This is a genomic window from Aurantimonas sp. (assembly GCF_964217435.1).
Taxonomy (GTDB): Bacteria; Pseudomonadota; Alphaproteobacteria; order Rhizobiales; family Rhizobiaceae; genus Aurantimonas; species Aurantimonas coralicida.
In genome coordinates this window covers 53,952-79,597 of record NZ_CAXPJM010000006.1, presented here as the reverse complement: position 1 = coordinate 79,597, position 25,646 = coordinate 53,952, and the positions used below count along the sequence as shown (strand labels likewise).

The following is a 25,646-nucleotide window of genomic DNA, read 5'->3' as shown; positions in this document are numbered from 1 at the left end:
CGACGCATTGCGGAAGGTCATTCTCGAGCGCTTCGACATGTCGTTGGGAGCCGGCCTCTCGAAGCTTGCCGACAAGATCTTCCGCATCGGCCACCTCGGCGACTACAACGACCTGACCCTGATCGGCACGCTGGGAGGCGTCGAGATGGGTCTGCAGGTCGCCGGGGTGGCGCACAAGGCAGGCGGCGTTCAGGCTGCGATGGCCGTGCTGGCACAGTCCGGCGCAGCCGAAGCAAGACAGGCCGCGGAATAGGCGGTACGCAGAACGACCACCGGGCGGTTGAGGAGCTGCCCAAAACGAAAACTGGGAGGAAACCAATGAACATTCGCACCTTGATGCTCGGTGTCGCCGCCGTGGCCCTGATGGGCTCCGCGGCCGGCGCACAGGAATCCCTCGATCTGGGCCATGTCGGCGACCCCGGCTCGCTCTACGAGGCGACGGCGGAGAAGTTCGCCGAATGCGTCGCCGCGTCCGGCAAGGCCACCGTCGAGGTCTACGGCTCCTCGCAGCTCGGCAATGACGAGGAGATGCTGCAGAAGCTGAAGCTCGGACAGATCGACTTCTCCATCCCCTCGTCGGTGATGAGCTCGGTGTCGCCGACCTTCGGCGTCTTCGAGATGCCGTATCTGATCAAGAGCCGCGACCACATGAAGAAGGTCCGCGACGGGATGCGCGACACCTTCGTCGACGCCGCCGCCGGCCGCGGCTACCAGATCCTCGGATTCTGGGAAAACGGCTTCCGCAACGTGACCAACAACGTCAAGCCGATCAACGTCCCCGCCGATCTGGAAGGCATCAAGCTGCGCGTCCCGAAGGGCGAGTGGCGCGTGAAGATGTTCCAGAGCTATGGCGCCAACCCGACGCCGATGGCCTTCTCGGAAGTGTTCACCGCCCTGCAGACCGGCGTCATCGACGGCCAGGAGAACCCGCTCGCCCAGATCTATTCGGGCCGGTTCCAGGAAGTGCAGAAGTACCTGTCGATGACCGGGCACGTCTATTCGCCCGCCTATCTCGCCACCTCCTCGCGCAACTGGGACGGCTGGGACGAGGAGCTGAAGACGGCGATCCAGGATTGCGCCACCCAGGCCAGCGACTTCGCCTATGAGCGTTCGCAGCAGATGGACGACGAGCTGATCAGCAAGATCGAGGAAGCCGGCGTCACCGTGAACGAGGCCGACAAGGACGCGTTCATCGCCGCATCCAAGGCGATCTACGAGGAATTCGGCACGCAGGTCGAAGGCGGCCAGAAGCTGGTCGAAGACATCCAGGCCCTCGCCTCCGGGTCCTGAGCCTTCACCGGCTTGCGATCATCCTGACAGGTGCCGGTCGAACCCTCGGCCGGCACCCTTCTCCCTGAAATCGACGATGAAAGCTGCGTCCGCGCGACGCGGGAGGCCCTATGCGCCAGTTGGCGAGAATCCTCGGCGAGTTCCTGACATGGGTGGTCATCGCGCTGATGGTCGGGCTGACGACCGTCGTGGTCGCGGCGGTGATCTACCGCAAGATGGGCGCCTCGCTCTCCTGGTATGACGAGATCGCCGGCGTCCTGCTGGCCTGGATCACCTATTACGGCGCCGCGCTGGCGGCGCTGAAGCGCAGCCATATCGGTTTCGACGACGTGCTGCTGTCGCTGCCGCCATCGGCGCGCAAGGTCGCCATGCTCTTCGCCGAAGGGCTGGTACTGCTGTTCTTCGTGCTCCTCGCCTGGTCGGGTCTCGAGGTCCTCAACATTCTCGAGGGTGAATCCCTGGTCAGCCTGACCTGGGTGCCGGTCGCCCTCACCCAGTCGATCATCCCGATCGGCGCCATCCTCTTCATCGTCGCCGAACTGCTCAGCTTCCCCGACTACTGGCGCGACGTCATGGCCGGACGCTCCGTTGAGCATGCGCCCCTGGCGCATGGTGAAACTCCTGAGAAGGGCCCGCATCCATGATGATGTTCGTCATTTTCCTCGCGCTGGTCGCGATGGTGTGCATCAACGTGCCGATCGCCGTCGCGCTGGCGCTGGCGGCCGTCCTGGCGATCTTCATCAGCGACGGCGGCGCCGCGCTGGTGACCATCGCCCTCGACATGTACAACGGCGCCCGCTCCTTCTCGCTGATCGCCATTCCGATGTTCGTCCTGGCTGGCGCCATCATGAACGCCACCGGCATCACGCGGCGGCTGATCGCCTTCGTCTCCGCCGTCATCGGTTTCGTGCGCGGCGGCCTCGCCATGGTCAATGTCGGCGTCTCGCTGTTCTTTGCCGAGATCTCCGGCTCGGCCGTGGCCGACGTCGCGGCGATGGGCTCCATCATCATTCCTGAGATGAAGAAGCGCGGCTATCCGGCCCCCTTCGCGGCGGCGATCACCTCGTCGTCGGCCTCGCTGGCCATCATCATCCCGCCCTCCATCCCGATGATCCTCTATGCGGTCGCCGCCGGCACCAGCATCGAGCAGATGTTCGTCGCGGGCGTCGTTCCCGGCCTGATCGGGGCCGCCGGCCTGATGGGCGTCGCCTATTATTACGCGGTGAAATACAACCTCCCGATGGAAGAGGCCTTCAACCTGCGCCGGCTGCGCACGACCTTCGTCGAGGCGCTGCCGACCTTTTCCCTGCCGGTCATCATCCTGGGCGGCATCTTCGGCGGCTTCGTCACCGCCACCGAGGGCGCCGGCATCGCCGTCGTCGCGGCCATCCTGGTCGGCATCTGGTACCGCGAGGTCGACTGGGGCCAGCTCAAGCAGGCGATGCTGGAAGGCGGCATCCAGACCGCCGTGGTCATGCTCCTGGTCGCCGCGTCGATCCTGATGGGCAGCTATCTCACCCAGGCGCGCGTGCCCCAGCAGCTGGCCGAGGGCATCCTCGACATCACCTCGAACCAGTACCTGATCCTTCTGATCCTGAACGTCTTCTTCCTGGTCATCGGGTTCTTCCTGCACTCGGCCGCGGCGATCATTCTGGTCGTCCCGGTGATCGTCCCGCTGATCCAGCAGGCCGGCATCGACCCGGTGCATTTCGGCCTCGTGGTGACGCTGAACCTCGCCATCGGCCAGCAGACGCCACCGGTCGCCTCGGTGCTGATCACCGCCTGTTCGATCGCCAAGGCCAACATATGGGAGGTGTCGAAGGCGAACCTGCCCTTTGTCGGGGTGCTGCTGTTCGTCCTGCTCCTGTGCACCTATGTGCCGGCAGTCCCGATGTTCCTCGTCGAATATTTCTACAGGTAGACCCATGAGCACCGACGAACTCCTCTACGAGGTCCGCGACGGGATCGGCTGGATCACCCTGAACCGGCCCCAGGCACGCAACGCCCTGACCTTCGCCATGTACGACCGCCTCGCGGAGATCTGCCGCGAGACGAAGCTGGGCGGCGAGGTGAAGTGCCTCGTCGTCACCGGCGCCGGCGACAAGGCTTTCGCCGCCGGCACCGACATGACCCAGTTCCGCGGCTTCGACACGGAGCAGGACGCCCTCGACTACGAGCACCGGATGGACGTGGTCCTCGGCGCGGTGGAGGCCTGCCCGGTTCCCACCATCGCGGCGATCGCGCGGGCCTGCACCGGCGGCGGCGCCGGCATCGCGGCGGCCTGCGACATCCGCCTCGCCACCGCCGACCTGAAGTTCGGCTTCCCGATCGCCCGCACGCTGGGCAATTGCCTGTCCATCGCCAATCTCTCCCGCCTGTCGACGCTGATGGGCGCCGGCCGGGTCAAGGAGATCATCTTCACCGCCCGCCTCGTCGGCGCGGAAGAGGCGCTGAATGCCGGGCTGATCGCCGAGATCGTGCCCGACCACGCCGCGCTGATCGCCCGCACCGAAGAGCTGGCGGCGCTGCTCGCCACCCATGCGCCGCTGACGCTTTCGACCACCAAGGAGGCCTTGCGCCGCCTGCGGGTCCAGGGCGCCGAGGCCGACGACCGCGACCTCGTGGTGCAGGCCTATATGAGCGAGGACTTCAAGGAGGGCATGGAAGCCTTCCTCGGCAAGCGCAAACCGGAATGGAAAGGCCAGTAATGGCACAGGCGAAAGGCCCGCTCGACGGCATGAAGGTCATCGAGCTCGCACATATCATGGCCGGCCCGGTCTGCGGCATGATGCTGGCCGACATGGGCGCCGACGTGATCAAGGTGGAGAAGCCCGACGGCGACGACACGCGGCGCTTCCTGCCGCCGGACATCAACGGCGAATCCGCCGCCTACATGATGATGAACCGCAACAAGCGCGGCATCGTCCTCGACCTGAAGTCCGAAGACGGCAAGGCGGTGCTGCGGCGCATGCTGGAGACGGCGGACGTCGTCATCGAGAATTACCGCATGGGCACGATGGAGAAGCTCGGGCTTGGCTACGAGGATCTGAAGGCGGTCAATCCCGGCCTGATCTATTGCGAGATCTCTGGCTTCGGCCGCACCGGCCCCTATGCCAATCGTGGCGGCTTCGACCTGATCGCCCAGGGCATGAGCGGCCTGATGTCGATCACCGGCGAAGGTCCCGGCCGCCCGCCGGTCAAGTCCGGCGCCCCGGTCTCCGACATCACCGCCGGCATCCTCGGCGCGCTCGGCTGCGCCGCCGCCTATGCCCGCAAGCTGCAGACCGGCGAAGGCCAGAAGGTCGACACCTCGCTGTTCGAGGCCGGCATCACCCACACCTACTGGCAGTCGGCCATCGCCTTCGCCACCGGCGCCTCGCCTGGGCCGCTCGGCTCGGCGCATCCGCTGAACGCGCCCTACCAGGCCTTCCGGACCGCCGATGGCTGGATCAATCTCGGCGCGGCGAACCAGAAGAACTGGGAGCGCATGCTCGCCGTGATCGGCGCCGAGGAGCTGGCGTCGGACCCGCGCTTTGCCAACAATCACGGCCGCATGCAGAATCTGCCGGCGCTGGAGGAGATCCTCAACGGGCATTTCTCGCAGCGCAGCTCGGCCGAATGGCTGGCGCAGCTCGAAGCCGCTGGCGTGCCGGCCGGGCCGGTCCTCGACATCTCCGAGATGCACGAGGACCCGCAGACCCTGTCGCGCGAAATGGTGGTGGAGACCGAACATCCGACCGCCGGCCGGGTGAAGGCGATCGGCCTGCCGATCAAGTTCTCCGACACGCCCGGCGGCGTCACCCGCCCGGCCCCGCTGCTCGGCGAACATACCGCCGAAGTGCTGCGCGAGGCCGGCTACGACGCGGCCGAGATCGACCGCATGCTCGGCTCCGGCGCGGTCCGCAGCTCCAGGGCCGGCTGACCGCCGACGACAGGCAACGACGGCGCGCGGCGGCCTTCGGGTCGCGGCGCGCATCTTGACGTGCACCGCCTTGAGGCTAGCTCGCAACGGATCATCCGCCCACGGGACGCACACCGCTCGCGGCGGTCGGCGAACCGGCTCCCCGGTCATCCTGTTCTGGCGCCGTCATGCGACCCTTCGCCAAGCCCTTCTACCTGGTTCTCGGCTACAGCTGCGTCGTGCTGGGCGGGCTTGGCGTCGTGCTGCCGCTGCTGCCGACGACCCCCTTCCTGCTCCTGGCGGTCTGGTGCTTTGCCCGCTCGCATCCCGATCTCGCCCGCCGGCTGGAGGCGCATCCGCGCTTCGGGCCGACGCTGGTTGCCTGGCGCGAACACCGGATCATCCCGCGCCGGGCCAAGATCGCCGCGGTCACCGCGATGCTGGCGTCCTTCGTGCTGGCATGGGTGACCGTCGGCCACCCGCTCGTCCTCGTCGGCCTGGCGCTGATCATGGGCAGCGTCAGCGTCTACATCCTGACGCGGCCGTCAGCCCGGTAGGCGCAAAGCGCTCGATCCGTGCCGCTCAGGCCGAGGCGACGCTGCGATCGCGTGATCCCGCCTGCCCCTTGGCGAGCGCCCGCAGGTCGAAGCCGCTGTCGCGCAGTTCCTCGGCGCTGACCGGCGCCTCGCGGCCGAGCAGCTTGCGGGCGGCCATGTGCTCGCCGGGGGCGTTAATGGTCTCGACCGAGGCAAGTTGCCCCTCGCGATAGCCGACAATCACCGTGACCAGATCCTCCTGCCGGATCGTCTCGAAGCGGTCGGCGCCGCTGGTCAGCCCTGCGATCTGCAGCTTCAAAGCGCCCTGGTCGCTCCAGAACCATGGCACCGCATGATAGGCCGCCGCCGTGCCATGGACGATCCGCTTCGCCAGATGGCGCGCCTGGTCCATTGCCGCCTGCACCGATTCCAGCCGCAGATGGGTGCCCAGCGGCCCCGGCACCGAGGCGCAGTCGCCGATGGCCGAGATCGCCGGATCGTCGGTCGCCAGCGTCTCGTCGACCACGATGCCGTTCGCAACCGCGAGCCCGGCCGCGGCGGCAAGTTCGCCATTCGGCGCGACGCCGGTGGCGACGAGGACGAGGTCGCCCTCGATGCTCGTCCCGTCGGCCAGGGTCACGCCGACGACCCGCTCGGCCTCGTCGTCGTCGATGCGGGCCACCCTGGCGCCGAGCCGGAGGACGATGCCCGCGGCGCGGTGGTGCTCCAGCACGAAGTCCGAGATCGCCGGCGAGACGGCGCGGGCCATCAGCCGGTCGGCGGCTTCCAGCACCGTCACCTGCGCCCCGGCAAGCCGCGCCATGGCGGCGAACTCCAGCCCGATGAAGCCGCCGCCGACGACGATGGCGTGGCGCGTGTCGGCCAGGCGCCGGCGGATCGTCTCGGCATGGGCGAGCGTGCGCAGTTCCACGACATCTTTGTGGGTGCCGCCGGCGATCGGCGGGCGCACATTGCGGGCGCCCGTCGCCAGAACCAGATGGTCGTAGCCATGGCTGGCGCCGTCGTCGGTGGCCACCGTGCGGGCCGCGCGATCGATCGACGCGACGCGGGTGGCGTCGCGCAAAGTGATGGCGTTGCGCTCGAAGAAGCTCTGCGGCTTGAGGACCAGGCGCTCGGGATCGCCCTCCTTCATGTAGCCCTTGGACAAAGGCGGCCGCTGATAGGGCAGACCCGGCTCGTCGCCGATCAGGGTGATCGGCCCCTCATGGCCTTCCTGCCGCAAGCTGGCCGCGAGCTGGATCGCTGCCTGGCCGCTGCCGACGATGACGATGCGTTCGCCGCTCATGTCCCGCGTCCTGTCATGGTTCGTCCAAGGGGCACTCCGACGACCGCGCGGCCACGAGCCTGCCCCGGAGGCGGGTCTACGACGAAAGACGCCCGGCGGTCGAGCCGGGCGTCGGTCAGTGAGCAGGCCTTCGCAGTGGGTGGCGCGGGTCAGCGTCGGAGGGGGTCAGACCGCCGACAGGCTGACCAGGGCGAACAGGCCGTCCGGATCGGTCCAGACCTTGTCCAGCGACCAGCCGGATTCGTCGGCCATCCCGGCCAGGACCTCGACATCGTATTTGCGCGAGCTCTCGGTGTGGATCGTTTCGCCAGCCTCAAAGGTGAAGGAGCGGCCGGCGACCGACAGCGTGCAGGCGTCGCGGGCGACGAGATGCATCTCGACGGCCGAGGCCTCGCCGTTCCAGCGGGCCTCGTGGGCGAAATTGTCGAGCGGCAGCTCGGCGCCCAGCTCCCGCTGCATACGCTCAAGTATGTTGATGTCGAAGGCCGCCGTCACGCCGGCCGCATCGTCATAGGCGGCCAGCAGCGTGTCTATGTCCTTCTTCAGATCGACGCCGATGACGGCAACGCCGCCTGCTCCGACATGTCGGCGCATCCGGGCGAGAAAGGCCAGCGCCTCCCTGCGGCCGAGATTGCCGAGGGTCGAGCCGGGGAAGAACCCGCCCCGGCGCCCGTCCCGGGGCAGGTCCCCTGGCAGGTCGAATTCGGCGGTGAAGTCGGCGACCACCGGCTCCACGGCAAGGCCCGGAAACCGCTTCCTGATCCGCTCGGCCGACGCTTCCAGGAAATCGCCGGAGATGTCGATGGGCACATAGAGGCGCGGAGCTTCCAGCGCCCCCAGCACGATCTCGGTCTTGATGCCGGCGCCGGCGCCATATTCGATCAGCACCGCCTCCCGGCCGAAGACCGCGGCGATCTCGTCGGCCCTCTCCTTCAGGATGCCGGTCTCGGTCCGCGTCGGATAATATTCCGGCAGCGCCGTGATCTCCTCGAAGAGCTCCGAGCCACGGTCGTCGTAGAGCCAGCGGCTCGGCAGGGTCTTGGGCGTGCGCGACAGGCCGTCGAGAACGTCGGCGCGAAAGGCCTCGCGCTGCTGGGCCAGCGTGTCGATGCGGTCCAGCATGCTCACGCGTCCTCGGCCAGACGCAGGCCGGAGAACTGCCAGCGGGCGTCCGGCGGGAAGAAATTGCGATAGGTCGTGCGGATATGGTTTTCCGGCGTGGCGCAGGAGCCGCCGCGCAGCACGAACTGGCCGCACATGAACTTGCCGTTATACTCGCCGACCGCGCCCTCGACCGGCTTGAAACGCGGATAGGGCGAGAACGGGCTGCGGGTCCATTCCCAGACGTCGCCATACATCTGGCGCAGGCCCTCGCCCGGCGCCGCGGGCTTCGGCCGCAGCCGGCCGGACCCGGCGAAATTGCCCTCGACCGGCAGGCTCGCCGCGGCATTCTCCCATTCGAATTCGGTCGGCAGGCGCTTGCCGGCCCAGGTCGCGAAAGCGTCGGCTTCGAAATAGCTGAGATGCGTCACCGGCGCGTTCAGATCGAGCGGCTGCGCGCCGCGCAGGGTCATGGTCCACATCTCGCCGTCGCGCTCGTGCCAGTAGAAGGGCCTGGTCCAGCCCTCGCCGAGGATCGTGCCCCAGCCGGCCGACAGCCACAGCAGCGGATCGCGGTAGCCGCCATCCTCCACGAAGGCGAGATATTCGCCATTGGTCACCAGCCTGTCGGCCAGGCGGTAGGGTTCGAGCAGCGCGCGGTGGCGCGGCCCCTCGCAGTCGAAGGCAAAGCCGTCGCCATCATGGCCGATCTCGACGATGCCGCCGTCGAAACCAACAAAGCGCGCCTCGCCCGGATCGGCCGCGACGCCCAGCGGCTGCGGGTCGCGATAGGCCGGCTTCAGCGGGCTCTGGTCGAAAAGATGCAGGATGTCGGTCAGCAGCAATTCCTGATGCTGCTGCTCGTGATGGCAGCCGAGCTCGATCAGCTCGGCGACATCCGGTGCCGGGCCGCGCTCCATCAGCGTCTCGATCGCCGCGTCCACATGGGCGCGATAGGCGAAGATCTCGTCCAGCGCCGGTCGCGTGATCATGCCCCGCCGCGGCCTCGGCTGCCGCTCGCCGATGGTCTCGTAATAGGAGTTGAAGAGGTAGTTGTAGCTGGCGTCGAAGACCTCGTAGCCGGCGAGATTCGGCTTCAGCACCATGGTCTCGAAGAACCAGGTCGTGTGGGCGAGATGCCATTTGGCGGGGCTCGCGTCCGGCATCGACTGGACGGTCGCGTCGGCGTCCGACAGCGGCGCGCCGAGGGCGCGGCTGTCCTCGCGCACGGCACGGTAGCGGGCCGCGAGCGCGGAGACGTCGGTCAGCGATTTGCGGGAAACATGGGCCATGTCGAACCTCTTCGAACTGGTTCCGGCCGCCGGTTCGCCCTGAAGGCAGGCCGCCGGACAGCCGCGTTCGAGAAGACCTAGCTTTCGTCCATGACCCGACAACGACGATCACGTCTTATCTATCGAGCCGGCCAACGACCCATCCGCCCCGCCATTGTGGCGCTTCCGGTGGCTCAAGGGTTGGCGGCGGGCACTATGCCGCAGCGGTCAGTTCCGGCCGGGCACGGCCAGAAACTCGGCGAGGACGCGGTTGAAGACGGCCGGATTGTCGAGATTGGCGACATGCCCGGCCTCCAGCACCACGCTCCTGGCATTGGGCGCCTCGGCGACGATGTCGGCGGCCTGTTCGCGGATCGTCGTCGCGTCATGCAGCGTGTCGATGACCAGGCACGGGCAGCGGATGCGGCCGAGATCCAGCGGCCGGCTTTCGACGATGGCGCGATAGGTGGCGACGATGGCGTCCGGCGACATCGTCCGGAAGCCGGCGATGAAATGCCGCCGCGCGTCCCGTCCGACCCAGAACGGCCCGACGAGGCGGGCGGCCAGCGCCAGGCCGATCCGCGCCGTGCGCGCCTGGCCGAGGAGGTGGAACGTCGGGTGCAGCAGGCGCTGCGGGTCGAGCCAGTCGACGAGCCGGCGCACCCAGCCGATGCCCGACAGGGACCGGGGCGTATTGGCGAGAACCAGCGCGGTCACCCGGTCCGGGGCGCGGGCCGCGATCTCCAGCGCCACCATGCCGCCCAGCGAGACGCCGCAGACGGCGAAGCGGTCGATGCCGAGGCGGTCGATGAGTGCCAGACAATCCATCGCCATGCGGTCGATGGTCAGCCGCTCCTGGCCGAGCGGGGTCGCGCCATGGCCGCGCAGATCCGGCACGATGACGCGATGCCGGTCGACCAACGCCTCCACCTGCCCGGCCCAGACCGCCCGCGTCTGCACCGCGCCATGCAGGAGCAGCACCGGCACGCCATCGCCCTGCGTCGGATGATCGTCATGGACGATGGCGATGTCGCCGATATCGGCTCTGCCCTGCGGCGCGGACACGCCATCCGCCGCGATTGCCGCGGCGGATGGCGTAGTGTCGTCGAGGGAGATCGTCGTCATGCCGAAGGCCCGCCGACGGACGGCCGGAGCGGCGATCTGCCCGCTCGCCCCGGCGCCGTCGTCAGGATCGTGTCTATTCGGCGAACTCCACCGTCACGCCCGGCTTCACCATCTTGGCAAGCTCGGTCGCGTCCCAGTTGGTCAGGCGGACGCAGCCATGGCTGTTGGTCTTGCCGATCTTGGAGGGCTCCGGCGTGCCGTGAATGCCGTAGGTCGGCTTCGACAGCGCGATCCAGATCGTGCCGACCGGACCGTTCGGGCCCGGCGGGATGGTCAGCACCTTGTCGTTGGAGCCCTGCTTGAAATTGACCTTCGGATTGTAGGTGTAGTTCGGATCGAAGGCGATGCGGTTGACCTGCACGACGCCCGACGGGGACGGCGTGTCGGACGAGCCGATGGTCGAGGGATAGGCGGCGATCAGGCTGCCGTCGGCCGCATAGGCGCGCACCTGCTCGCGGCCCTTGTCGGCGATGATCTTGGTGACCTCGCCCTTCACGTTGTCGCCGGTCGCCGCGACCTTGATGCGGGTGCCCTGGCGATCGAAATCGGCGCCCGGATTGATCTTGCGCAGGAACTCCTCGTCCATGTGGAACCGCTCGGCCAGCCGTTCGGAGACGCGCTCGAAGCTCATCTCGGGAAGCTGCGCCTTCTCGCCGTAGTCGGACGGGATCGCTGCCACATACGGACCGGCCACGTCCTCGGCGGTGATCTCGTAGGTGGTGATCGCCGGCCCGCCGGTGGCGTCCAGTTCCTCGGCCAGCGCCTTGGCGTCGCCGGTCGGCAGGCTGCGGCCGAACTTCTCCTCATAGGCGGCGACCGCCTTGTTGACGTTCGAGCCCATGCGGCCGTCGATGACGCCCGGCGACATGCCGGCGCGGTCGAGCAGGATCTGCAGCGCGGCGATCTCGGCCTCGGCGTTCTTGCCCTTCGGCGCCTCGACCGGCGGGGCCGGATCGGTTTCCGTGATCGTGCGGCCTTCGGCCGGCGCGGTGCCGGCAGCGCCCGGATCGGTCAGCAGATCATCGACGCTGGTCTGGGTGTCGGCGGCGCCATCGGCCGGATAGTCCGGACCCTGGACGGGCGGAAGCTCGGCCTCGCGGCGCGGCTCGCTCCCGGCGTCCGGCAGCGGCGCGGCCTCGATCGGCCCGTCATAGCGGGGCTCGTCGCGATAGACCGGATCGGGGCCGTAATCGCGCTCGCGGTCGTAGCCGTCGTCGGCATAGGGATCGGCCGAGCGCGGGCCGAAATCGACGCGGCCCTCCAGCGTCACGCCCGGCGGCGGCGGCGCGTCGATGATGGCGCCGCCCCTTTCGCCGAAGCGCGCCCGGCGCTCGCGAAAGCGCTCGCGGCGCGGCTCCTCGATGGCGATGATGCGGCCGGTGGAATCGATCACCACCCGGCGTCCGCTCTCGTCCACATAGACCTCGGCGACGTCGCCATACTGGTCGTATCCCTGGGCCAGACGAATCTCGCCCGACTGGGCCTGCGCCCCGGTCGCCAGCGCAAGCGTCGACAGACAGAGTGCCACGATAGGCTTCATCTTGCTTTCTCCAGCACAGCCTGGTCCCGCCGGCGCACCATGCACCGCCGGGACGCCCCGTCGCATCCATCGCCGGACGACCATCCGGACGCGGATCCTGCTCTCCAGGCCTTTATCCCGCACTATCCGACATGGCGGATGAACCGGACATGAAAATGGCGAAACCTCACGCAAGTGTCAGTCATTCTGAAGAAAACGCGTCCGTTGCCCCGGATCGGCCGCCGCGGAGCGTCGTTTTGCCGGTCCCCACTTGGGCGCGCGGCCGCAAGCGTTTATGTGCGGGCATCACATGCGCGCCAGCGCCAACATCAGGATACGACCATGAGCGACACCCTTCCCGACCGGCTGTCTTCCGACCCGTCCAGCGAGTTCCACGACGCCGACCTGCTGACGCGGGGCGTGGGCGTGCGGTTCAAGGGCGAGGAACGCACCAATGTCGAGGAATATTGCATCAGCGAGGGCTGGATCCGCGTCCAGGCCGGTAAGGCGAAGGACCGCCGCGGCCAGCCGCTGACCATCAAGCTGAAGGGTCCGGTCGAGGTCTATCTCAAGGAAGACTGACCCCAGCCGGCCGGTTCCGGGCAGTGCGGGCCACAGGGCGCGCGGCGCCGGCCGGTCAGTTGTTGATGGTGATGATCGCCCAATGGGTCCGGCTGCACGCATTGTCGTCGCAGACGGACGCCATCCAGACTTCGCCGTTCCCGAACATCACCCCTTCCGCATTGACGAAGAGGTCCGCGAAGCGCTGGTCCGCGACGATCGCCTGCGTGTCCGCCATGACCAGCCGGTCGTAATTGTCGACGAGGTCTTGGGCTTCGATCAGTTCGTATTCCTCGCCATTGGCGCGGACCGTCAGCGGATACTCGGCAAGCTGCGCCACGGTGACCGGATCGCCGAACCGCATCGCCTCGGTCAGAAGCTCGAAGGCCTCGGCAAATCCGGCGGCATCGCCCTGCAGCGCCTCGATCCGGGCGGAGACCTCTTCGTGGCTCTGCGCGAATGCCGGGCCGGTCATCAGCAGCGCGGCAAGGCACAGGGACCAGACCCGCTTCGTCATCCCGCAACTCCCTTTGCGATGAGTCCGGCGGGACCGCACGGGTGATGCGCGGCCCCGCCGAAGCGTATGGTGGCCTTCGCTATTGCGGCTGCCATTCCTCGGTCCCGAGCGTCTTGGCGCCGATATAGCTCCACACGCCCATCCACTTCCCGCCTTCGCGGTACATCAGCGCGACGCCGCTCTCGCCATCCTGGAGATAGCCGATGGCCATGACGTCATCGTCGCCGATCCCCGTGCCCTGCAGCTTGGTGCCGTCCTGCAGCGTATAGGTCAGGGTGAAGGTGTCCCCCACCTTGGCCACCAGAACGCTGGCATCGTAGGTCGAGCCGTCGGGATTGGTGCCGGCGATGGTGTAGTTGCCGGACGGGTCGGCGAGGGCCGGTGCCGCCCCGGCCAGAAGCGCGGCGGCCAGTATCAGACTGCGTATGGACGTCCACATCGTGGTTTCTCCCAAAACCCGACCGATCAGTCGGTGAAATCGAATTCCGAAATCTCGCAGACATCGACGCCGGCCTTGGTGGCGTCGGTGCCGTCGCTGAAGGTGGCCTTGAAGTCGAACATGCAGGCGCCGGTCCCGTCATCGACGGTCACCAGCACCGCCTCGCCCGGCTCCAGAACGTCGACGCCGAGGATGTCTTCCTCCCAGGCATTCGTCCCGGTGTTGGACGCGTAGAACTCGATCATCGCGACGCTGGTCGCGTTGGTGACGGTGACGTCACGGTTCTCGGCATGGGCGGATACGGCGGCAAGACATACGGCGCCGACGGCCGCAGCGAGGACGGGACGGAAACAGAACTGCATTTTCGGATATCCTGAACGGACAAGGCGCCTCGCCCGGCGGGCGTGCGCGGGCGATCACGCACCCGGCATCACCATACGCCCGGCCATGACGCTGAGGAAGATGGCCCCGATCGCCATTCTTGTCTGGCCGTCCCAATCTTCGGGCGATTCGTCCCCTTCGCGGCAGGGCGGCGCGCCGGGCGCATGGCCTCCCGGAACCGCGCCTTGCGCGAAGCCGTTGCGCCGACAGGACGTTTGGATGGAGAACGATCATGTCATCAACCGAAGGCCGCCATATCATGGCCAGCGAGGAGACCGACAAAGAGGTCGGCATCAACAATATCGAGGCGAGCCGGGTGGAAGGCACCGCCGTCTACAACACCGACGGCGATCATCTCGGCCATATCCAGGACCTCGTCATCGGCAAGCGCGACGGCCAGGTGAAATACGCCATCCTGTCCTTCGGCGGGTTCCTGGGGATCGGCGAGGACTATCATCCGCTGCCCTGGCACGTCCTGAAATACGACGCGCGGCAAGGCGGCTATGTCGTCGGCATCACCCGCGAGCAGCTCGAAGGCGCACCGCGCTTCGCCCCGGACGCTTCGCCGGGCTGGAACGATCCCGACACCGGCCAGCGCATCGACGATTACTGGCGTCCCGCCTACATCTGACGCGAAACCAAGGCTGAAACGACAAGGGGCGGCCCGCCGGGCCGCCCCTTTTTCATCTTCGCTCCAGTGCCCGTCAGGCCGCGACCCGGTCCCCCGGCGCGCCGGCCTTGGAGCCGACCACGTGGAAGATCAGATGGTCGCCGCCACCGGCGATCTTGATCACGCTCTCGTCGCGGACCTCGCCGAGCAGGATCTTCTCGGCCAGCGGATCCTGCACCTCGCGCTGGATCACCCGCTTCAGCGGCCGTGCGCCATAGGCCGGATCGTAGCCCCGCTCGGCCAGCCATTCGCGGCCGGTCTCGTCGAGTTCGACCCGGATCTTGCGATCCGCCAGAAGCTGGTCGAGCCGCTTCATCTGGATGTCGACGATCGCGCCCATCTCGGAGCGATGCAGCCGGTGGAAGAGGATGGTCTCGTCCACACGGTTGAGGAATTCCGGCCGGAAGGCCCGCCGCACCACGTCCATCACCTGGTCGCGCGCCGCCTCGGCATCCTCGTCGTCGCGCAGGGCGGTCAGGAACTCGGCCCCCAGATTGGAGGTCATGATGATGATCGTGTTGCGGAAGTCGACCGTGCGCCCCTGCCCGTCCGTCAGCCGCCCGTCGTCGAGCACCTGCAGAAGCACGTTGAAGACGTCCGGATGGGCCTTCTCGATCTCGTCGAACAGCACGACCTGGTAGGGCCGCCGCCGCACCGCCTCGGTCAGGCTGCCGCCCTCCTCGTAGCCGACATAGCCCGGAGGCGCGCCGATCAGCCGCGAGACCGAATGCTTCTCCATGAACTCCGACATGTCGAGCCGCACCATGGCGGTCTCGTCGTCGAACAGGAAGGCGGCCAGCGACTTGGTCAGCTCGGTCTTGCCGACGCCGGTGGGCCCGAGGAAGATGAACGAGCCGATCGGCCGGTTCGGGTCCTGCAGCCCGGCCCGCGCCCGGCGCACCGCCTTCGACACCGCCTGCACCGCCTCGCCCTGGCCGACGACGCGCGTCTGCAGCGCGTCTTCCATGCGCAGGAGCTTGTCGCGCTCGCCCTCGAGCATCCGGTCGACCGGAATGCCCGACCAGCGCGAGACGACATGGGCGATGTGGTCGGCGGTAACGGTCTCCTCGACCATCGAGCCGGCGGTGCCGGCCCCGTCCTGGGCCTCGGCCTCCTTGAGCTGCGCCTCGAGCTGCGGGATCTCGCCATAGGCGAGCTCGCCGGCCCGCTGAAACTCGCCCTTGCGCTGGGCGACGGCCAGTTCGTTGCGCACCTCGTCGAGGCGCTTCTTCAGGTCGGCGGCAAGCCCGAGCTTCGACTTCTCGGCCTGCCAGGTCGTGGTGATCCGGTCGGATTCCTCCTCCAGATTGGCCAGTTCCCCTTCCAGCCGCTTGAGCCGGTCCTTCGACGCGTCGTCGCTTTCGCGGCGCAGCGCCTCGCGCTCGATCTTGAGCTGCATGATGCGGCGGTCGATCTCGTCCAGCGCCTCGGGCTTGGAATCCACCTGCATGCGCAGCCGCGCCGCGCCCTCGTCGACAAGGTCGATCGCCTTGTCGGGCAGGAAGCGGTCGGTGATGTAGCGGTTCGACAGCTGCGCCGCCGCCACCAGGGCGCTGTCGGAGATGCGCACCTGATGGTGCTGCTCGTATTTCTCCTTCAGGCCGCGCAGGATCGAGATCGTGTCCTCGACGGTCGGCTCGCTCACGAAGACCGGCTGGAAGCGCCGGGCCAGCGCCGGGTCCTTCTCGACATGCTTGCGGTACTCGTCGAGCGTCGTCGCGCCGACGCAGTGCAGCTCGCCCCGCGCCAGCGCCGGCTTCAGGAGGTTGGAGGCGTCCATCGCCCCGTCGCCCTTGCCCGCGCCGACCAGCGTGTGCATCTCGTCGATGAACAGGATGATGTTGCCGGCCTCGGCCGTCACCTCGGACAGGACGGCCTTCAGCCGCTCCTCGAACTCGCCGCGATATTTCGCGCCGGCGATGAGCGAGCCCATGTCGAGGGCCATCAGCTGCTTGTCGCGCAAGGATTCCGGCACGTCGCCATTGACGATGCGCAGCGCCAGGCCTTCGGCGATGGCGGTCTTGCCGACGCCGGGCTCGCCGATCAGCACCGGGTTGTTCTTGGTGCGCCGGGACAGGACCTGGATGGTGCGGCGGATCTCGTCGTCACGGCCGATCACCGGGTCGAGCTTGCCCTCGCGCGCCGCCGCCGTCAGGTCGCGGGCGTATTTCTTCAGGGCGTCGTAGCCGCTCTCGGCCGAGGCGCTGTCGGCGGTGCGGCCCTTGCGCAGCGACTCGATGGCCGCGTTCAGCCCGTTCGGCGTGACGCCGGCATTGGCGAGGATGGTCGCGGTCTTGGCGGCCTTCTCGATGGTCATGGCCAGAAGCAGGCGCTCGACGCTGACATAGCTGTCGCCGGCCTTCTTGGCGATTTCCTCGGCGGTGGCGAAGATCTTCGCCAGCGGCTGGGCGAGATACATCTGCGAGCCGCCGCCCGACACCTTCGGCATGGCGTCGAGGGCCGCCTCGACGGCGATCCGGACCTCCTGCGGCCGTCCGCCGGCCTTCTCGATGAGGCCGGCCGCCATGCCTTCCTCGTCGTCGATCAGGACCTTCAGCAGGTGCTCGGGCGTGAATTGCTGGTGGTCACGCGAGACCGCCTGGGTCTGTGCGGCCTGGATGAAGCCGCGAACGCGCTCGGTGTATTTCTCGATATTCATGGATCGCTTCTCCTATCGGCGAACAACCCCGCAGGCGTCGTCCGCACGTTCCTGGAGTCCGGCCCCCGTTCCGGCAGGCCGCCCGCTGAATATATGGGTGAGGCGCAACTCACCCGGAAGGGCCAGACGCACGACTGTTGCAAAAATGTTTCGCCCGCCGCCATGCGCCAGATCAAGGCGCCCGTCCGCCGCCCCGGCAAGCGCCCACGAAAAAGGGCGCCGCGAAGCTCGCAGCGCCCTTTGTCTCGTTCGCAGATCGGTTGCCCGATCGGCTCAGCCGTTGGAGGCCAAGAGGAAGTCCGGCAGGGCGTCGTTGTCGCCGCCCGCCTTGGTCTCGCCATCGGCGCCGTCTTCCGGCTTCTTCTTGCGCGGCCGTCCGGGACGGCGCTTCACCGGTGCGGCATCCGCCTCGGGCGCATCGGACGGCGCTGCCGCCGTCGCGGGGCTCTCGCCGGCATCGGCGGCCTGTGCCGGTGCGGCGGGTGCTGCCGCCTCGTTCGTCACGCCATCCTCGTCGCGCGGGCGACGGGTGCGGGCGCGGCGACGCGGCCGTTCGTTCTGCTCGTCGGAGGATGCGGTCTCGCTGCGACGGCCATCGGCGTCGCCGCCATTGGCCTCGCCACGCGCCGGGCGCTCGCGGCGCTCGTCGCCCTGCGAGGACCCGCGGTCCGCCTCGTCGGCGACCATCGGCTGCGGGCCGGTGCCGTTCGGCTCGGACCGGTCACGCCGATCGCGATTGCCGCGATTGTCGTCCTGCTGACGGTTGTCGCGGTTGCCGCGGTTGTTGTCGTCGCGGTTGCGATTGCGGTTGCCATCGCGGTCGCGATTGCCGTCGCGATCCCGGTTGTTGTCGCGGTCGCGGTTCCGGTTGCCGTCGCGGTTCTCGCGATTGCCACGGTTGCGCTCGCCGTCCGCGTCGTTGTCGCGGTCGTCCCGATCGTCGCGATAGCTGGAATTGTCCTGCTGATCGTCGTCGTCGTCGTCGCTGGAATCGTCGCGGTTGTCGCGATCGTCCCGCGGCTGGAACTGCGCCTGCGCCGCCGCCACGATGCGATTGTAGTGCTCGGCGTGCTGCAGATAGTTCTCGGCCATGACACGGTCGCCGGCTCCCGAGGCGTCACGCGCCAGGGTCGAGTATTTCTCGGCGATATGCTGGGCGGTGCCCCTGATCTTCACGTCCGGGCCATTCGACTCGTAGCCACGCGAAAGCGGGTTCGGGCCCTTGCGACCGCGTCCGCGCATACGGTTTTTCTGCTGCTGTCCTGGCCTCATGAACTTCCTGTCTTTTTGGATGCACCGGTCGTGCCGGTATGGCTGTTGCCCAAAGACGCGGATCACGCGTCTGCTCAAGGTGCAGCCTGCCGCAGCAATGCCGCCAACTAGAGGTTTTGTCGGTTGTGGCTGGCGATACCCTCGCGCCGGCTTGTACGGACGACCTACCGGTCACCACGAGCATTCCTCGGGTCGCCTGGCGGCGCTGCCTGAGGGATGTCCCCCTCGGATGTTCCGTATTCGTCAGACCCTAGAGGGGAAACCGCACTGCCACAAGTGTTTTTTGTCTGCATACCCTGCGATTGCGGCCCCGGCTGGAAACTTGGTTACACCGAACCCGCGCCGCCGATCGCCAGCCGCAGGGTCAGGACCCGGATCACGCCGCCAAGGTCCCGGGTCGCCGCATCGAGGGTGAAACCTTCGGCTGCGAAGATCGCCGCCACGTCGCCCTCCTGCCCGACGCCAATCTCGACGATCACCAGGCCCTGCGGCCGCACGATCCGGCGGGCGCCCGTCGCCAGCGCGCGATAGGCATCGAGCCCGTCCGCGCCGCCATCGAGGGCGAGCAGCGGGTCGTGGTCACGCACCTCGCGCGACAGCGCTGCGATATCGTCGTGCGGAATATATGGGGGATTCGACACGACGAGTTCAAGCGGTCCCCCGATCGCGTGGAGATAGTTCGCCCGCACAGTGTGCATCCGGTCGGCGACGCCGGCGGCGATCGCATTGCGGCGCGCGGTCTGAAGCGCGCCGTCCGAAATATCGAGCGCGACGGCCTCGGCCTCGGCGAACAGCGCCAGCAGCGAGACCGCGATGGCGCCGGTGCCGGTGCCCACATCGGCAAAGACGCAGCGACCGTCCCGCGCGACGATCGCCGCCATCGCCTTGCGCGCTTCCTCCACCAGCACCTCGGTGTCGGGCCGCGGCTCCAGCGTCTCGGGCGACAGCAGGAAGTCATGCTCGTAGAAGGCCCGCCGGCCGATGATGCGGTGCACCGGCTCGCCGGCCGCCCGCCGCGCCAGCACCGCGTCGAAGCGGGCCGCCTCCGCCGCCGAGACGATGGCGCCCGACGCCGAATGCACCTCGCCGGGCCGCCGGTCGCAGATCTCGGCCAGCAGCAGCCGCGCGTCGAGATCGGGCGTGTCGCAGCCGGCGGCGCGCAGCCGCGCCTGCCCGTCGCGCAGGCAGTCGCCGAGCGTCGGCCCGCCGGGCTCGTCAGGCATCGACGCCGACGGCGGCCAGGAGATGCGCCTGATGGTCGGCGACCAGCGCATCGACCAGTTCGTCCATCTCGCCCTCGATCACCCGGTCGAGCTTGTAGAGCGTCAGGTTGATCCGGTGGTCGGTGACGCGGCCCTGCGGGAAATTATAGGTGCGGATGCGCTCGGAGCGGTCGCCGGAGCCGACCTGGCTCTTGCGGGCGGCCGAGCGCTCGTCGTCGGCGCGCTGGCGTTCCATGTCGAACAGCCGGGCCTTCAGCACCTGCATGGCGCGGGCGCGGTTCTGGTGCTGGGACTTTTCCGACGACGTCACGACGATGCCGGTGGGGATATGGGTGATGCGCACCGCCGAATCCGTGGTGTTGACGTGCTGGCCGCCGGCGCCGGAGGCGCGCATCGTGTCGATGCGGATGTCCTCGGTCTTCACCTCGACGTCGATGTCCTCGGCTTCCGGCAGCACCGCGACGGTGGCCGCCGAGGTGTGGATGCGGCCGCCCGATTCGGTCTCGGGCACGCGCTGCACCCGGTGGACGCCGGATTCGAACTTCAGCCGCGAGAACACGCCGACGCCGCGGATCGCGGCGATCACTTCGCGGTAGCCGCCGACCTCGCCCTCGCTGGCCGAAATGATCTCGACCTTCCAGCGGTTCATCTCGGCATAGCGCTGATACATGCGGAAGAGATCGCCGGCGAAGAGGCCGGCCTCCGAGCCGCCGGTGCCGGCGCGGATTTCCAGGATCGCGCCCTTCTCGTCGGCGGCGTCCTTGGGCAGCAGCAGGATGCGGATCTCGGCGGTCAGCGTCTCCAGCCGTTCCTTCAGCTCGTCGATCTCGATTTCCGCCAGTTCGCGCATGTCGCGCCCGGCCGCCGGCTCGTCGAGGATCGCGCGGGCCTCGGCCAGTTCCTGCTCGGCCTTCTGGTAGGTGCGAATGGCCGCGACCACTTCCTCCAGCCCGGAATATTCGGCGGCCAGCTTGGTATAGACCTCGTGCTCCGGCCCCTTCGACATCTCGTGCTCGAGCAGCGCGAAGCGGTTGAGGATTTCGTCGAGGCTGGATTTCGGCAGGGTCGCCATGTGGTCCTGAACAGTGCGGGGAAGAGGATGCGGCCCTCTTGCGCGAGGTCGCGACGGTGATCCGGGTCGGCGGGCCGGGTCAGCTAATACGGAATGCCCTGCGCCTTGGCGAAGTCGACCAATGCCCGCCGCGGCGCATCCGACGGATGGCTGCCGTCGAGATAGGCGGTCACCAGCTCGGTCACCCGGCCGACATTCATCTCGACGATCGCCGCCTTCACCGGCCCGATCGAGGGCGGTGCCATGGATATGGACCGGAAGCCGAGGCCGATCAACGCCATCGCCGACAGCGGTCGGCCGGCCATCTCGCCGCACAGGGTCACCGGCACGGAATGGCGGATGCCGGCATCGACGATCAGCTTCAGCGCCCGCAGGAAGGCCGGCGACAGGTCGTCGAAGCGGTCGGCGACGCGGGCATTGCCGCGATCGACGGCGTTGAAGAACTGGAACAGGTCGTTCGACCCGACCGAGACGAAGTCGAGGAGCTGCATGACCTCGTCGAGCTGGAACAGGATGCCCGGCACCTCGATCATCGCCCCGATCTTCAGCCGCTCGGGCATGACATGGCCGAAGCGGGTTAGGTGCTTGTATTCGCGGCTGATCAGGTCGCGCGCCAGATGCAGCTCCGACACGTCGGTCACCATCGGGAACATGACCCGCAATTCCCGGCCGGCCGCCGCCTTGAGCAGCGCCCGCAGCTGGGTGCGCATCAGGCCCGGCCGGTCGAGCGCCAGGCGCAGCGCCCGGTAGCCCAGCGCCGGATTGTCCTCGGGGAACTGGTTCAGATAGGGCAGCACCTTGTCGCCGCCGACATCCAACGTGCGGAAGGTCACGGGCCGGCCGCCGGCCGCGTCCAGCACCGCCGAATACAGCCGTTCCTGGTCGCTGGCCCGGGGCATGGTGGAGGCGACCATGAACTGCAGCTCGGTGCGGAACAGGCCGATACCCTCGGCGCCGGCCTCGTCGAGCTGCGGCAGGTCGACCAGGAGGCCGGCATTCATCTGCAGGTCGATCTTGACCCCGTCACGGCTGACCGACGCCATGTCGCGCAGCGACCGGTAGCGCTCCTGGCGCTTCTCGCGGAACTTGGCCTTGTCGGAGAACAGGGCTTCCAGATCGGCCTGCGGGCGCAGATGCACGCCGCCGTCCTCGCCGTCGACGATGACCGAATCGCCGCTCTCCGACATGGAGACCGCGCCCTTGACCTGGCCGACGACGGGAATGCCTAGGGCCCGTGCGACGATGACGACGTGGCTGGTCGCCGCGCCCTCTTCCAGGACGAGGCCGCGGATCTGCTCGCGGCGATAGTCCAGCAGTTCCGCCGCGCCCATGGAGCGGGCGACGATGATCGCGTCGTCGGGCGTCGCCTGCCCGTCATGGCCGATCAGCTGGCGCAGCAGCCGGTTGGCGAGATCGTCGAAATCGTGCAGCCGCTCGCGGATATACGGATCGGTCATGTGCATCATGCGCGCCCGCATGTCGCTCTGGACCTTTTCCACCGCAGCTTCCGCGGTCAGGCCGTTGCGCACCGCCTCTTCCAGCCGCCGCACCCAGCCGCGGTCGTGGGCGAACATGCGATAGGCTTCCAGCACCGCCCGGTGCTCGCCCTCGCCGGCCACCTCGCGGCGCGACAGCATGTCCTCGATCGACAGCCGCAGGACGCCCAGCGCCTTGGTCAGGCGCTCGACCTCGATCTCCATGTCCTCGTTGAAGAGGTTGGTCACGACGACGCGCGGCTCGTGCAGGATCACCCGGCCAAGGCCGATGCCGTCGGACAGCGGCACGCCGGTGAACGAGACCGAGCGCGACAGATCGAGGGCGACGCCGGGCCGCGACAGGCCTTCCAGGCTGCCGGCGGCGATCATCTCGGCGACCACCATCGCGACGGTTTCCAGCGCCTCGGATTCCTCGTCGCGATAGACGCGCGCCGCCTTGTTCTGGACGACCAGCACGCCGAGCGTGCGGCCGGCGCGCAGGATCGGCACGCCGAGGAAGGAGTGGTAGATCTCCTCGCCGGTCTCCGGAAGATAGGTGAAGGCCGGATGCTTCTGGGCTTCCGGCAGGTTCAGCGGCCGCGCCGTCGCGGCGATCGTGCCGACGAGGCCCTCGCCGAGTTTCAGCTGCGCGAGATGGACCGAACCGGGGTTCAGACCCTCGGTGGCGTAGAGTTCCAGAATGCCGTCGGCGCGCAGGACATAGAGCGAGCAGACCTCGGCCACCATGTTCTGGGCGATCAGGCGGGAAATCTGGTCGAGACGCGACTGCGGGTCGAGAGGCTCGACCATGAGCTCCCGGATGCGGCGCATGAGAACGCGCGGCCCTGACATGTCGCTTCTGTTCAACGCGATGTCCCGTTCCAGGTGGCCGACGCCCGCCCGGATGATTCCGGTCGGCCGCGCGATCCCCTTCCCCGTATCAGATCACATAAAGCTGCCCCGACAGAACCCAATCGGAAGGCAGCAATAGGTTTTCCCCTTCGCGGCCCGGTTGCGCGCCCGTCACGCCGGCACGCAAGGCCGGCAGTCCGGCGACCCTTAAGGTCTATGCCTTGTCGAGACCGTAGACCGAATGCAGCGCCCGCACGGCCAGTTCGGTGTAGTCGCCGTCGATCAGGATCGAGATCTTGATCTCCGACGTGGTGATCGCGCGGATGTTGACGCCGCGATCGGCCAGCGCCTTGAAGGCGGTGGCGGCAACGCCGGTGTGGCTGCGCATGCCGACGCCGATGACCGAGACCTTGGTCAGGCCCTGCTCGCTCTGGATGGCGTCGTAGCGCATCTCCGTCTTGGCCTTCTCGAGGACGGCGGTCGCCTTGTCGAGATCGCCGGCCGGGACCGTGAAGGTCATGTCGGTGGAGGTGCCGGCCTCGGAGATGTTCTGGACGATCATGTCGACATTGACGCCGGCTTCGGCGAGCGGCCCGAAGATGGCCGCGGCGACGCCCGGCTGGTCCTCGACCCGGCGCAGCGAGATCTGCGCCTCGTCCTTGGCGTAGGCGATGCCTGTGACGACCTGCTGTTCCACGATTTCATCCTCGTCGCAAATGAGGGTCCCCGGCGGGTTGTCGAAGTCGCCCATGCCGGGCGCGTCCGGGTCCTCGAAAGAAGAACGCACGAAGGTCCGCACCTTGTGGACCATGGCCAGTTCCACCGAGCGCACCTGCAGCACCTTGGCGCCGAGCGAGGCCATCTCCAGCATTTCCTCGAAGGAGATGCGGGCGAGGCGCCGGGCCTTCGGCTCGATACGCGGGTCGGTGGTGTAGACGCCGTCGACGTCGGTGTAGATGTCGCAGCGATCGGCCTTGATCGCCGCGGCCACCGCGACGGCCGAGGTGTCCGAACCGCCGCGCCCCAGCGTGGCGATGCGGTTGTCGGGCGCGATGCCCTGGAAGCCGGCAAGCACCGCCACTTGGCCCTCGGCGAAGCGCCGGACGATCTCCGACGAATCGATCTCCTGGATGCGGGCGGCGCCATGGGCGCCGTCGGTGCGGATCGGCACCTGCCAGCCCTGCCAGGAGCGCGCATTGACGCCCATCGCCTGCAGCGTGATCGCCAGGATGCCGGCCGTCACCTGCTCGCCGGACGCCACCACGGCGTCGTATTCGCGCGCATCGTGGATCGGCGAGGCCTCGCGGCACCAGCCGACGAGCTCGTTGGTCTTGCCCGACATCGCCGAGACGACCACGGCCACGTCGTGGCCCGCGTCGACCTCGCGTTTCACATGACGCGCGACATTGCGGATGCGGTTGACGTCGGCGACGGAAGTGCCGCCGAATTTGAGGACGAGTCGGGCCATGGGATCGGCATTCGGTGGTTCGACAAGATGTCTGGTGAACTGACCCCGAACGGTCCGGCGTCGCGAAACGGCCGGACATGTCCGAAGGACCCAGCACGCGGCGGGCGGGGGTTCCCTAGCCGATGCGACCTCAAACCGCAATGTCGCCGCGGCTTGCGGACACCATCTCGCATCGCCTCCGCCGCGCCGCCACGCTTGACTTTGGCCGGCCGGAGCGAACATGCCGAACCACCACGACAGGCAACGAGGACGAGATGAGCGCACCCGACGGAACGACGATCGACGCGGCCGAGGTCGAGCGATTCTCGCGCCTGGCCCAGGAATGGTGGAACCCGGTCGGCAAGTTCAAGCCGCTGCACAAGTTCAACCCGGTGCGGCTGGAATATATCCGCGAGCAGCTGGCGATGAATTTCGACCTGGACCTGTCCGCCGACAAGCCCTTTGACGGCCTGTCGGTGCTCGACATCGGCTGCGGCGGCGGGCTGATCTGCGAGCCGATGGCCCGGCTCGGGGCGAAGGTCGTCGGCGCCGACGCCTCGGAGACGAATATCGAGGTCGCGAAGCTCCACGCCGCCGAGAGCGGGCTTGCCATCGACTACCGCGCCACCACCGCCGAGGCGATCGCCGAAGGCGGCGAGACCTTCGACGTGGTGCTGGCGCTGGAGATCGTCGAGCACGTCTCCGACGTCGACCTGTTCCTGACCTCCTGCGCGGCGATGGTGAAGCCGGGCGGGCTGCTCTTCGTCGCCACCATCAACCGCACCTTCAAGGCGCTGACCTTCGCCATCATCGGCGCGGAATACGTGCTCGGCTGGCTGCCCAAGGGCACCCATCAATATGAGCGGCTGGTGCGGCCGAAGGAGATCGGCGATCCGGTCGAGGCGGCGGGCCTGTCGATGATCGACGAGGTCGGCGTGGTCTATCACCCGCTCGCCGACGCCTGGAAGCGGTCGCGCGACACCGACGTCAACTACATGGTCCTCGCCCGCCGCCCCTCGGCCTGAGGGC

Annotated in this window: 23 protein-coding genes and 1 pseudogene; 10 read left to right on the top strand and 14 right to left on the bottom strand. The window is 68.0% G+C overall.

What is annotated here, in order from left to right:
* From ACEQX1_RS02665 to ACEQX1_RS02635, 7 genes and pseudogenes are all read left to right on the top strand, one after another.
* Positions 1-253: pseudogene (locus ACEQX1_RS02665) on the top strand (serine--glyoxylate aminotransferase); the annotation flags it as partial.
* 65 nt (positions 254-318) lie between these two features.
* The gene (locus tag ACEQX1_RS02660) at positions 319-1,290 is read left to right on the top strand and encodes a TRAP transporter substrate-binding protein (RefSeq protein WP_024349924.1); all 972 of its coding nucleotides are present in this window, start codon (positions 319-321) and stop codon (positions 1,288-1,290) included.
* A gap of 110 nt (positions 1,291-1,400) precedes the next feature.
* Positions 1,401-1,934 (top strand): TRAP transporter small permease, encoded by a 534-nt coding sequence (locus tag ACEQX1_RS02655; protein WP_370192786.1) that lies wholly within the window; start codon positions 1,401-1,403, stop codon positions 1,932-1,934.
* Positions 1,931-3,211, top strand: a complete 1,281-nt coding sequence (locus ACEQX1_RS02650) for a TRAP transporter large permease (protein ID WP_187391359.1) — start codon at positions 1,931-1,933, stop codon at positions 3,209-3,211. Before ACEQX1_RS02655 ends, ACEQX1_RS02650 begins: the two co-directional genes overlap by 4 nt.
* A gap of 4 nt (positions 3,212-3,215) precedes the next feature.
* Positions 3,216-3,998: an enoyl-CoA hydratase/isomerase family protein gene (locus ACEQX1_RS02645; RefSeq protein WP_370192785.1), complete on the top strand. Its 783-nt coding sequence runs from the start codon at positions 3,216-3,218 to the stop codon at positions 3,996-3,998.
* Entirely contained in the window at positions 3,998-5,212 is a 1,215-nt protein-coding gene (locus ACEQX1_RS02640) for a CaiB/BaiF CoA transferase family protein (RefSeq protein WP_370196480.1), read from the top strand. The genes ACEQX1_RS02645 and ACEQX1_RS02640 overlap by 1 nt, the downstream gene beginning before the upstream one ends.
* 167 nt (positions 5,213-5,379) lie before the next feature.
* Positions 5,380-5,748 carry a YbaN family protein gene (locus ACEQX1_RS02635; RefSeq protein WP_370192783.1) on the top strand — a complete coding sequence of 123 codons (369 nt, stop codon included), beginning with the start codon at positions 5,380-5,382 and terminating at the stop codon, positions 5,746-5,748.
* A gap of 25 nt (positions 5,749-5,773) precedes the next feature.
* Here ACEQX1_RS02635 and ACEQX1_RS02630 read toward each other — a convergent pair whose 3' ends face one another.
* From ACEQX1_RS02630 to ACEQX1_RS02610, 5 genes are all read right to left on the bottom strand, one after another.
* Positions 5,774-7,033 (bottom strand): NAD(P)/FAD-dependent oxidoreductase, encoded by a 1,260-nt coding sequence (locus ACEQX1_RS02630; protein WP_370192782.1) that lies wholly within the window; start codon positions 7,031-7,033, stop codon positions 5,774-5,776.
* Positions 7,034-7,198: 165 nt separating this feature from the next.
* Positions 7,199-8,155, bottom strand: coding sequence for an L-histidine N(alpha)-methyltransferase (gene egtD, locus ACEQX1_RS02625; RefSeq protein WP_370196479.1), 957 nt, complete (start codon positions 8,153-8,155; stop codon positions 7,199-7,201).
* A 2-nt stretch (positions 8,156-8,157) separates the two neighbouring features.
* Positions 8,158-9,426 (bottom strand): ergothioneine biosynthesis protein EgtB, encoded by a 1,269-nt coding sequence (gene egtB / locus ACEQX1_RS02620; RefSeq protein ID WP_370192778.1) that lies wholly within the window; start codon positions 9,424-9,426, stop codon positions 8,158-8,160.
* A gap of 207 nt (positions 9,427-9,633) precedes the next feature.
* Positions 9,634-10,530, bottom strand: coding sequence for an alpha/beta fold hydrolase (locus ACEQX1_RS02615; RefSeq protein ID WP_370192777.1), 897 nt, complete (start codon positions 10,528-10,530; stop codon positions 9,634-9,636).
* A gap of 73 nt (positions 10,531-10,603) precedes the next feature.
* Positions 10,604-12,070, bottom strand: a complete 1,467-nt coding sequence (locus ACEQX1_RS02610) for a L,D-transpeptidase family protein (RefSeq protein WP_370196478.1) — start codon at positions 12,068-12,070, stop codon at positions 10,604-10,606.
* A 321-nt stretch (positions 12,071-12,391) separates the two neighbouring features.
* On the opposite strand from ACEQX1_RS02610, the gene ACEQX1_RS02605 reads away from it, so the two are divergent.
* Complete coding sequence (locus ACEQX1_RS02605) at positions 12,392-12,631, top strand: DUF3297 family protein (protein ID WP_024349913.1); 240 nt, start codon at positions 12,392-12,394, stop codon at positions 12,629-12,631.
* Between the two features lie 55 nt (positions 12,632-12,686).
* Here ACEQX1_RS02605 and ACEQX1_RS02600 read toward each other — a convergent pair whose 3' ends face one another.
* The 3 genes from ACEQX1_RS02600 to ACEQX1_RS02590 form a co-directional block, all read right to left on the bottom strand.
* Complete coding sequence (locus ACEQX1_RS02600; RefSeq protein ID WP_370193645.1) at positions 12,687-13,127, bottom strand: hypothetical protein; 441 nt, start codon at positions 13,125-13,127, stop codon at positions 12,687-12,689.
* A gap of 79 nt (positions 13,128-13,206) precedes the next feature.
* Positions 13,207-13,566, bottom strand: a complete 360-nt coding sequence (locus tag ACEQX1_RS02595; protein ID WP_370193646.1) for a hypothetical protein — start codon at positions 13,564-13,566, stop codon at positions 13,207-13,209.
* Between the two features lie 26 nt (positions 13,567-13,592).
* A complete protein-coding gene (locus ACEQX1_RS02590) occupies positions 13,593-13,928 on the bottom strand; it encodes a hypothetical protein (protein WP_024349910.1) in 336 nt (111 codons plus the stop codon).
* Between the two features lie 278 nt (positions 13,929-14,206).
* Here ACEQX1_RS02590 and ACEQX1_RS02585 point away from each other — a divergent pair, with 278 nt between their 5' ends.
* Complete coding sequence (locus tag ACEQX1_RS02585; protein WP_370193665.1) at positions 14,207-14,578, top strand: PRC-barrel domain-containing protein; 372 nt, start codon at positions 14,207-14,209, stop codon at positions 14,576-14,578.
* 73 nt (positions 14,579-14,651) lie between these two features.
* Here ACEQX1_RS02585 and clpB read toward each other — a convergent pair whose 3' ends face one another.
* The 6 genes from clpB to ACEQX1_RS02555 form a co-directional block, all read right to left on the bottom strand.
* Positions 14,652-17,276 carry an ATP-dependent chaperone ClpB gene (gene clpB / locus ACEQX1_RS02580; RefSeq protein WP_370196477.1) on the bottom strand — a complete coding sequence of 875 codons (2,625 nt, stop codon included), beginning with the start codon at positions 17,274-17,276 and terminating at the stop codon, positions 14,652-14,654.
* A 273-nt stretch (positions 17,277-17,549) separates the two neighbouring features.
* Positions 17,550-18,518: a DUF4167 domain-containing protein gene (locus ACEQX1_RS02575; protein ID WP_370196476.1), complete on the bottom strand. Its 969-nt coding sequence runs from the start codon at positions 18,516-18,518 to the stop codon at positions 17,550-17,552.
* 356 nt (positions 18,519-18,874) lie between these two features.
* Positions 18,875-19,771 carry a peptide chain release factor N(5)-glutamine methyltransferase gene (gene prmC / locus ACEQX1_RS02570; protein ID WP_370196475.1) on the bottom strand — a complete coding sequence of 299 codons (897 nt, stop codon included), beginning with the start codon at positions 19,769-19,771 and terminating at the stop codon, positions 18,875-18,877.
* Positions 19,764-20,843 (bottom strand): peptide chain release factor 1, encoded by a 1,080-nt coding sequence (prfA, locus tag ACEQX1_RS02565; RefSeq protein WP_187391370.1) that lies wholly within the window; start codon positions 20,841-20,843, stop codon positions 19,764-19,766. The genes prmC and prfA overlap by 8 nt, the downstream gene beginning before the upstream one ends.
* Before the next feature lie 83 nt (positions 20,844-20,926).
* Entirely contained in the window at positions 20,927-23,128 is a 2,202-nt protein-coding gene (gene ptsP / locus ACEQX1_RS02560; protein WP_277025978.1) for a phosphoenolpyruvate--protein phosphotransferase, read from the bottom strand.
* Between the two features lie 256 nt (positions 23,129-23,384).
* Positions 23,385-24,638 (bottom strand): aspartate kinase, encoded by a 1,254-nt coding sequence (locus ACEQX1_RS02555; RefSeq protein ID WP_228240078.1) that lies wholly within the window; start codon positions 24,636-24,638, stop codon positions 23,385-23,387.
* Positions 24,639-24,892: 254 nt separating this feature from the next.
* Here ACEQX1_RS02555 and ubiG point away from each other — a divergent pair, with 254 nt between their 5' ends.
* Positions 24,893-25,642, top strand: a complete 750-nt coding sequence (ubiG, locus tag ACEQX1_RS02550; RefSeq protein WP_370193652.1) for a bifunctional 2-polyprenyl-6-hydroxyphenol methylase/3-demethylubiquinol 3-O-methyltransferase UbiG — start codon at positions 24,893-24,895, stop codon at positions 25,640-25,642.
* The last annotated feature ends 4 nt before the right edge of the window (positions 25,643-25,646 follow it).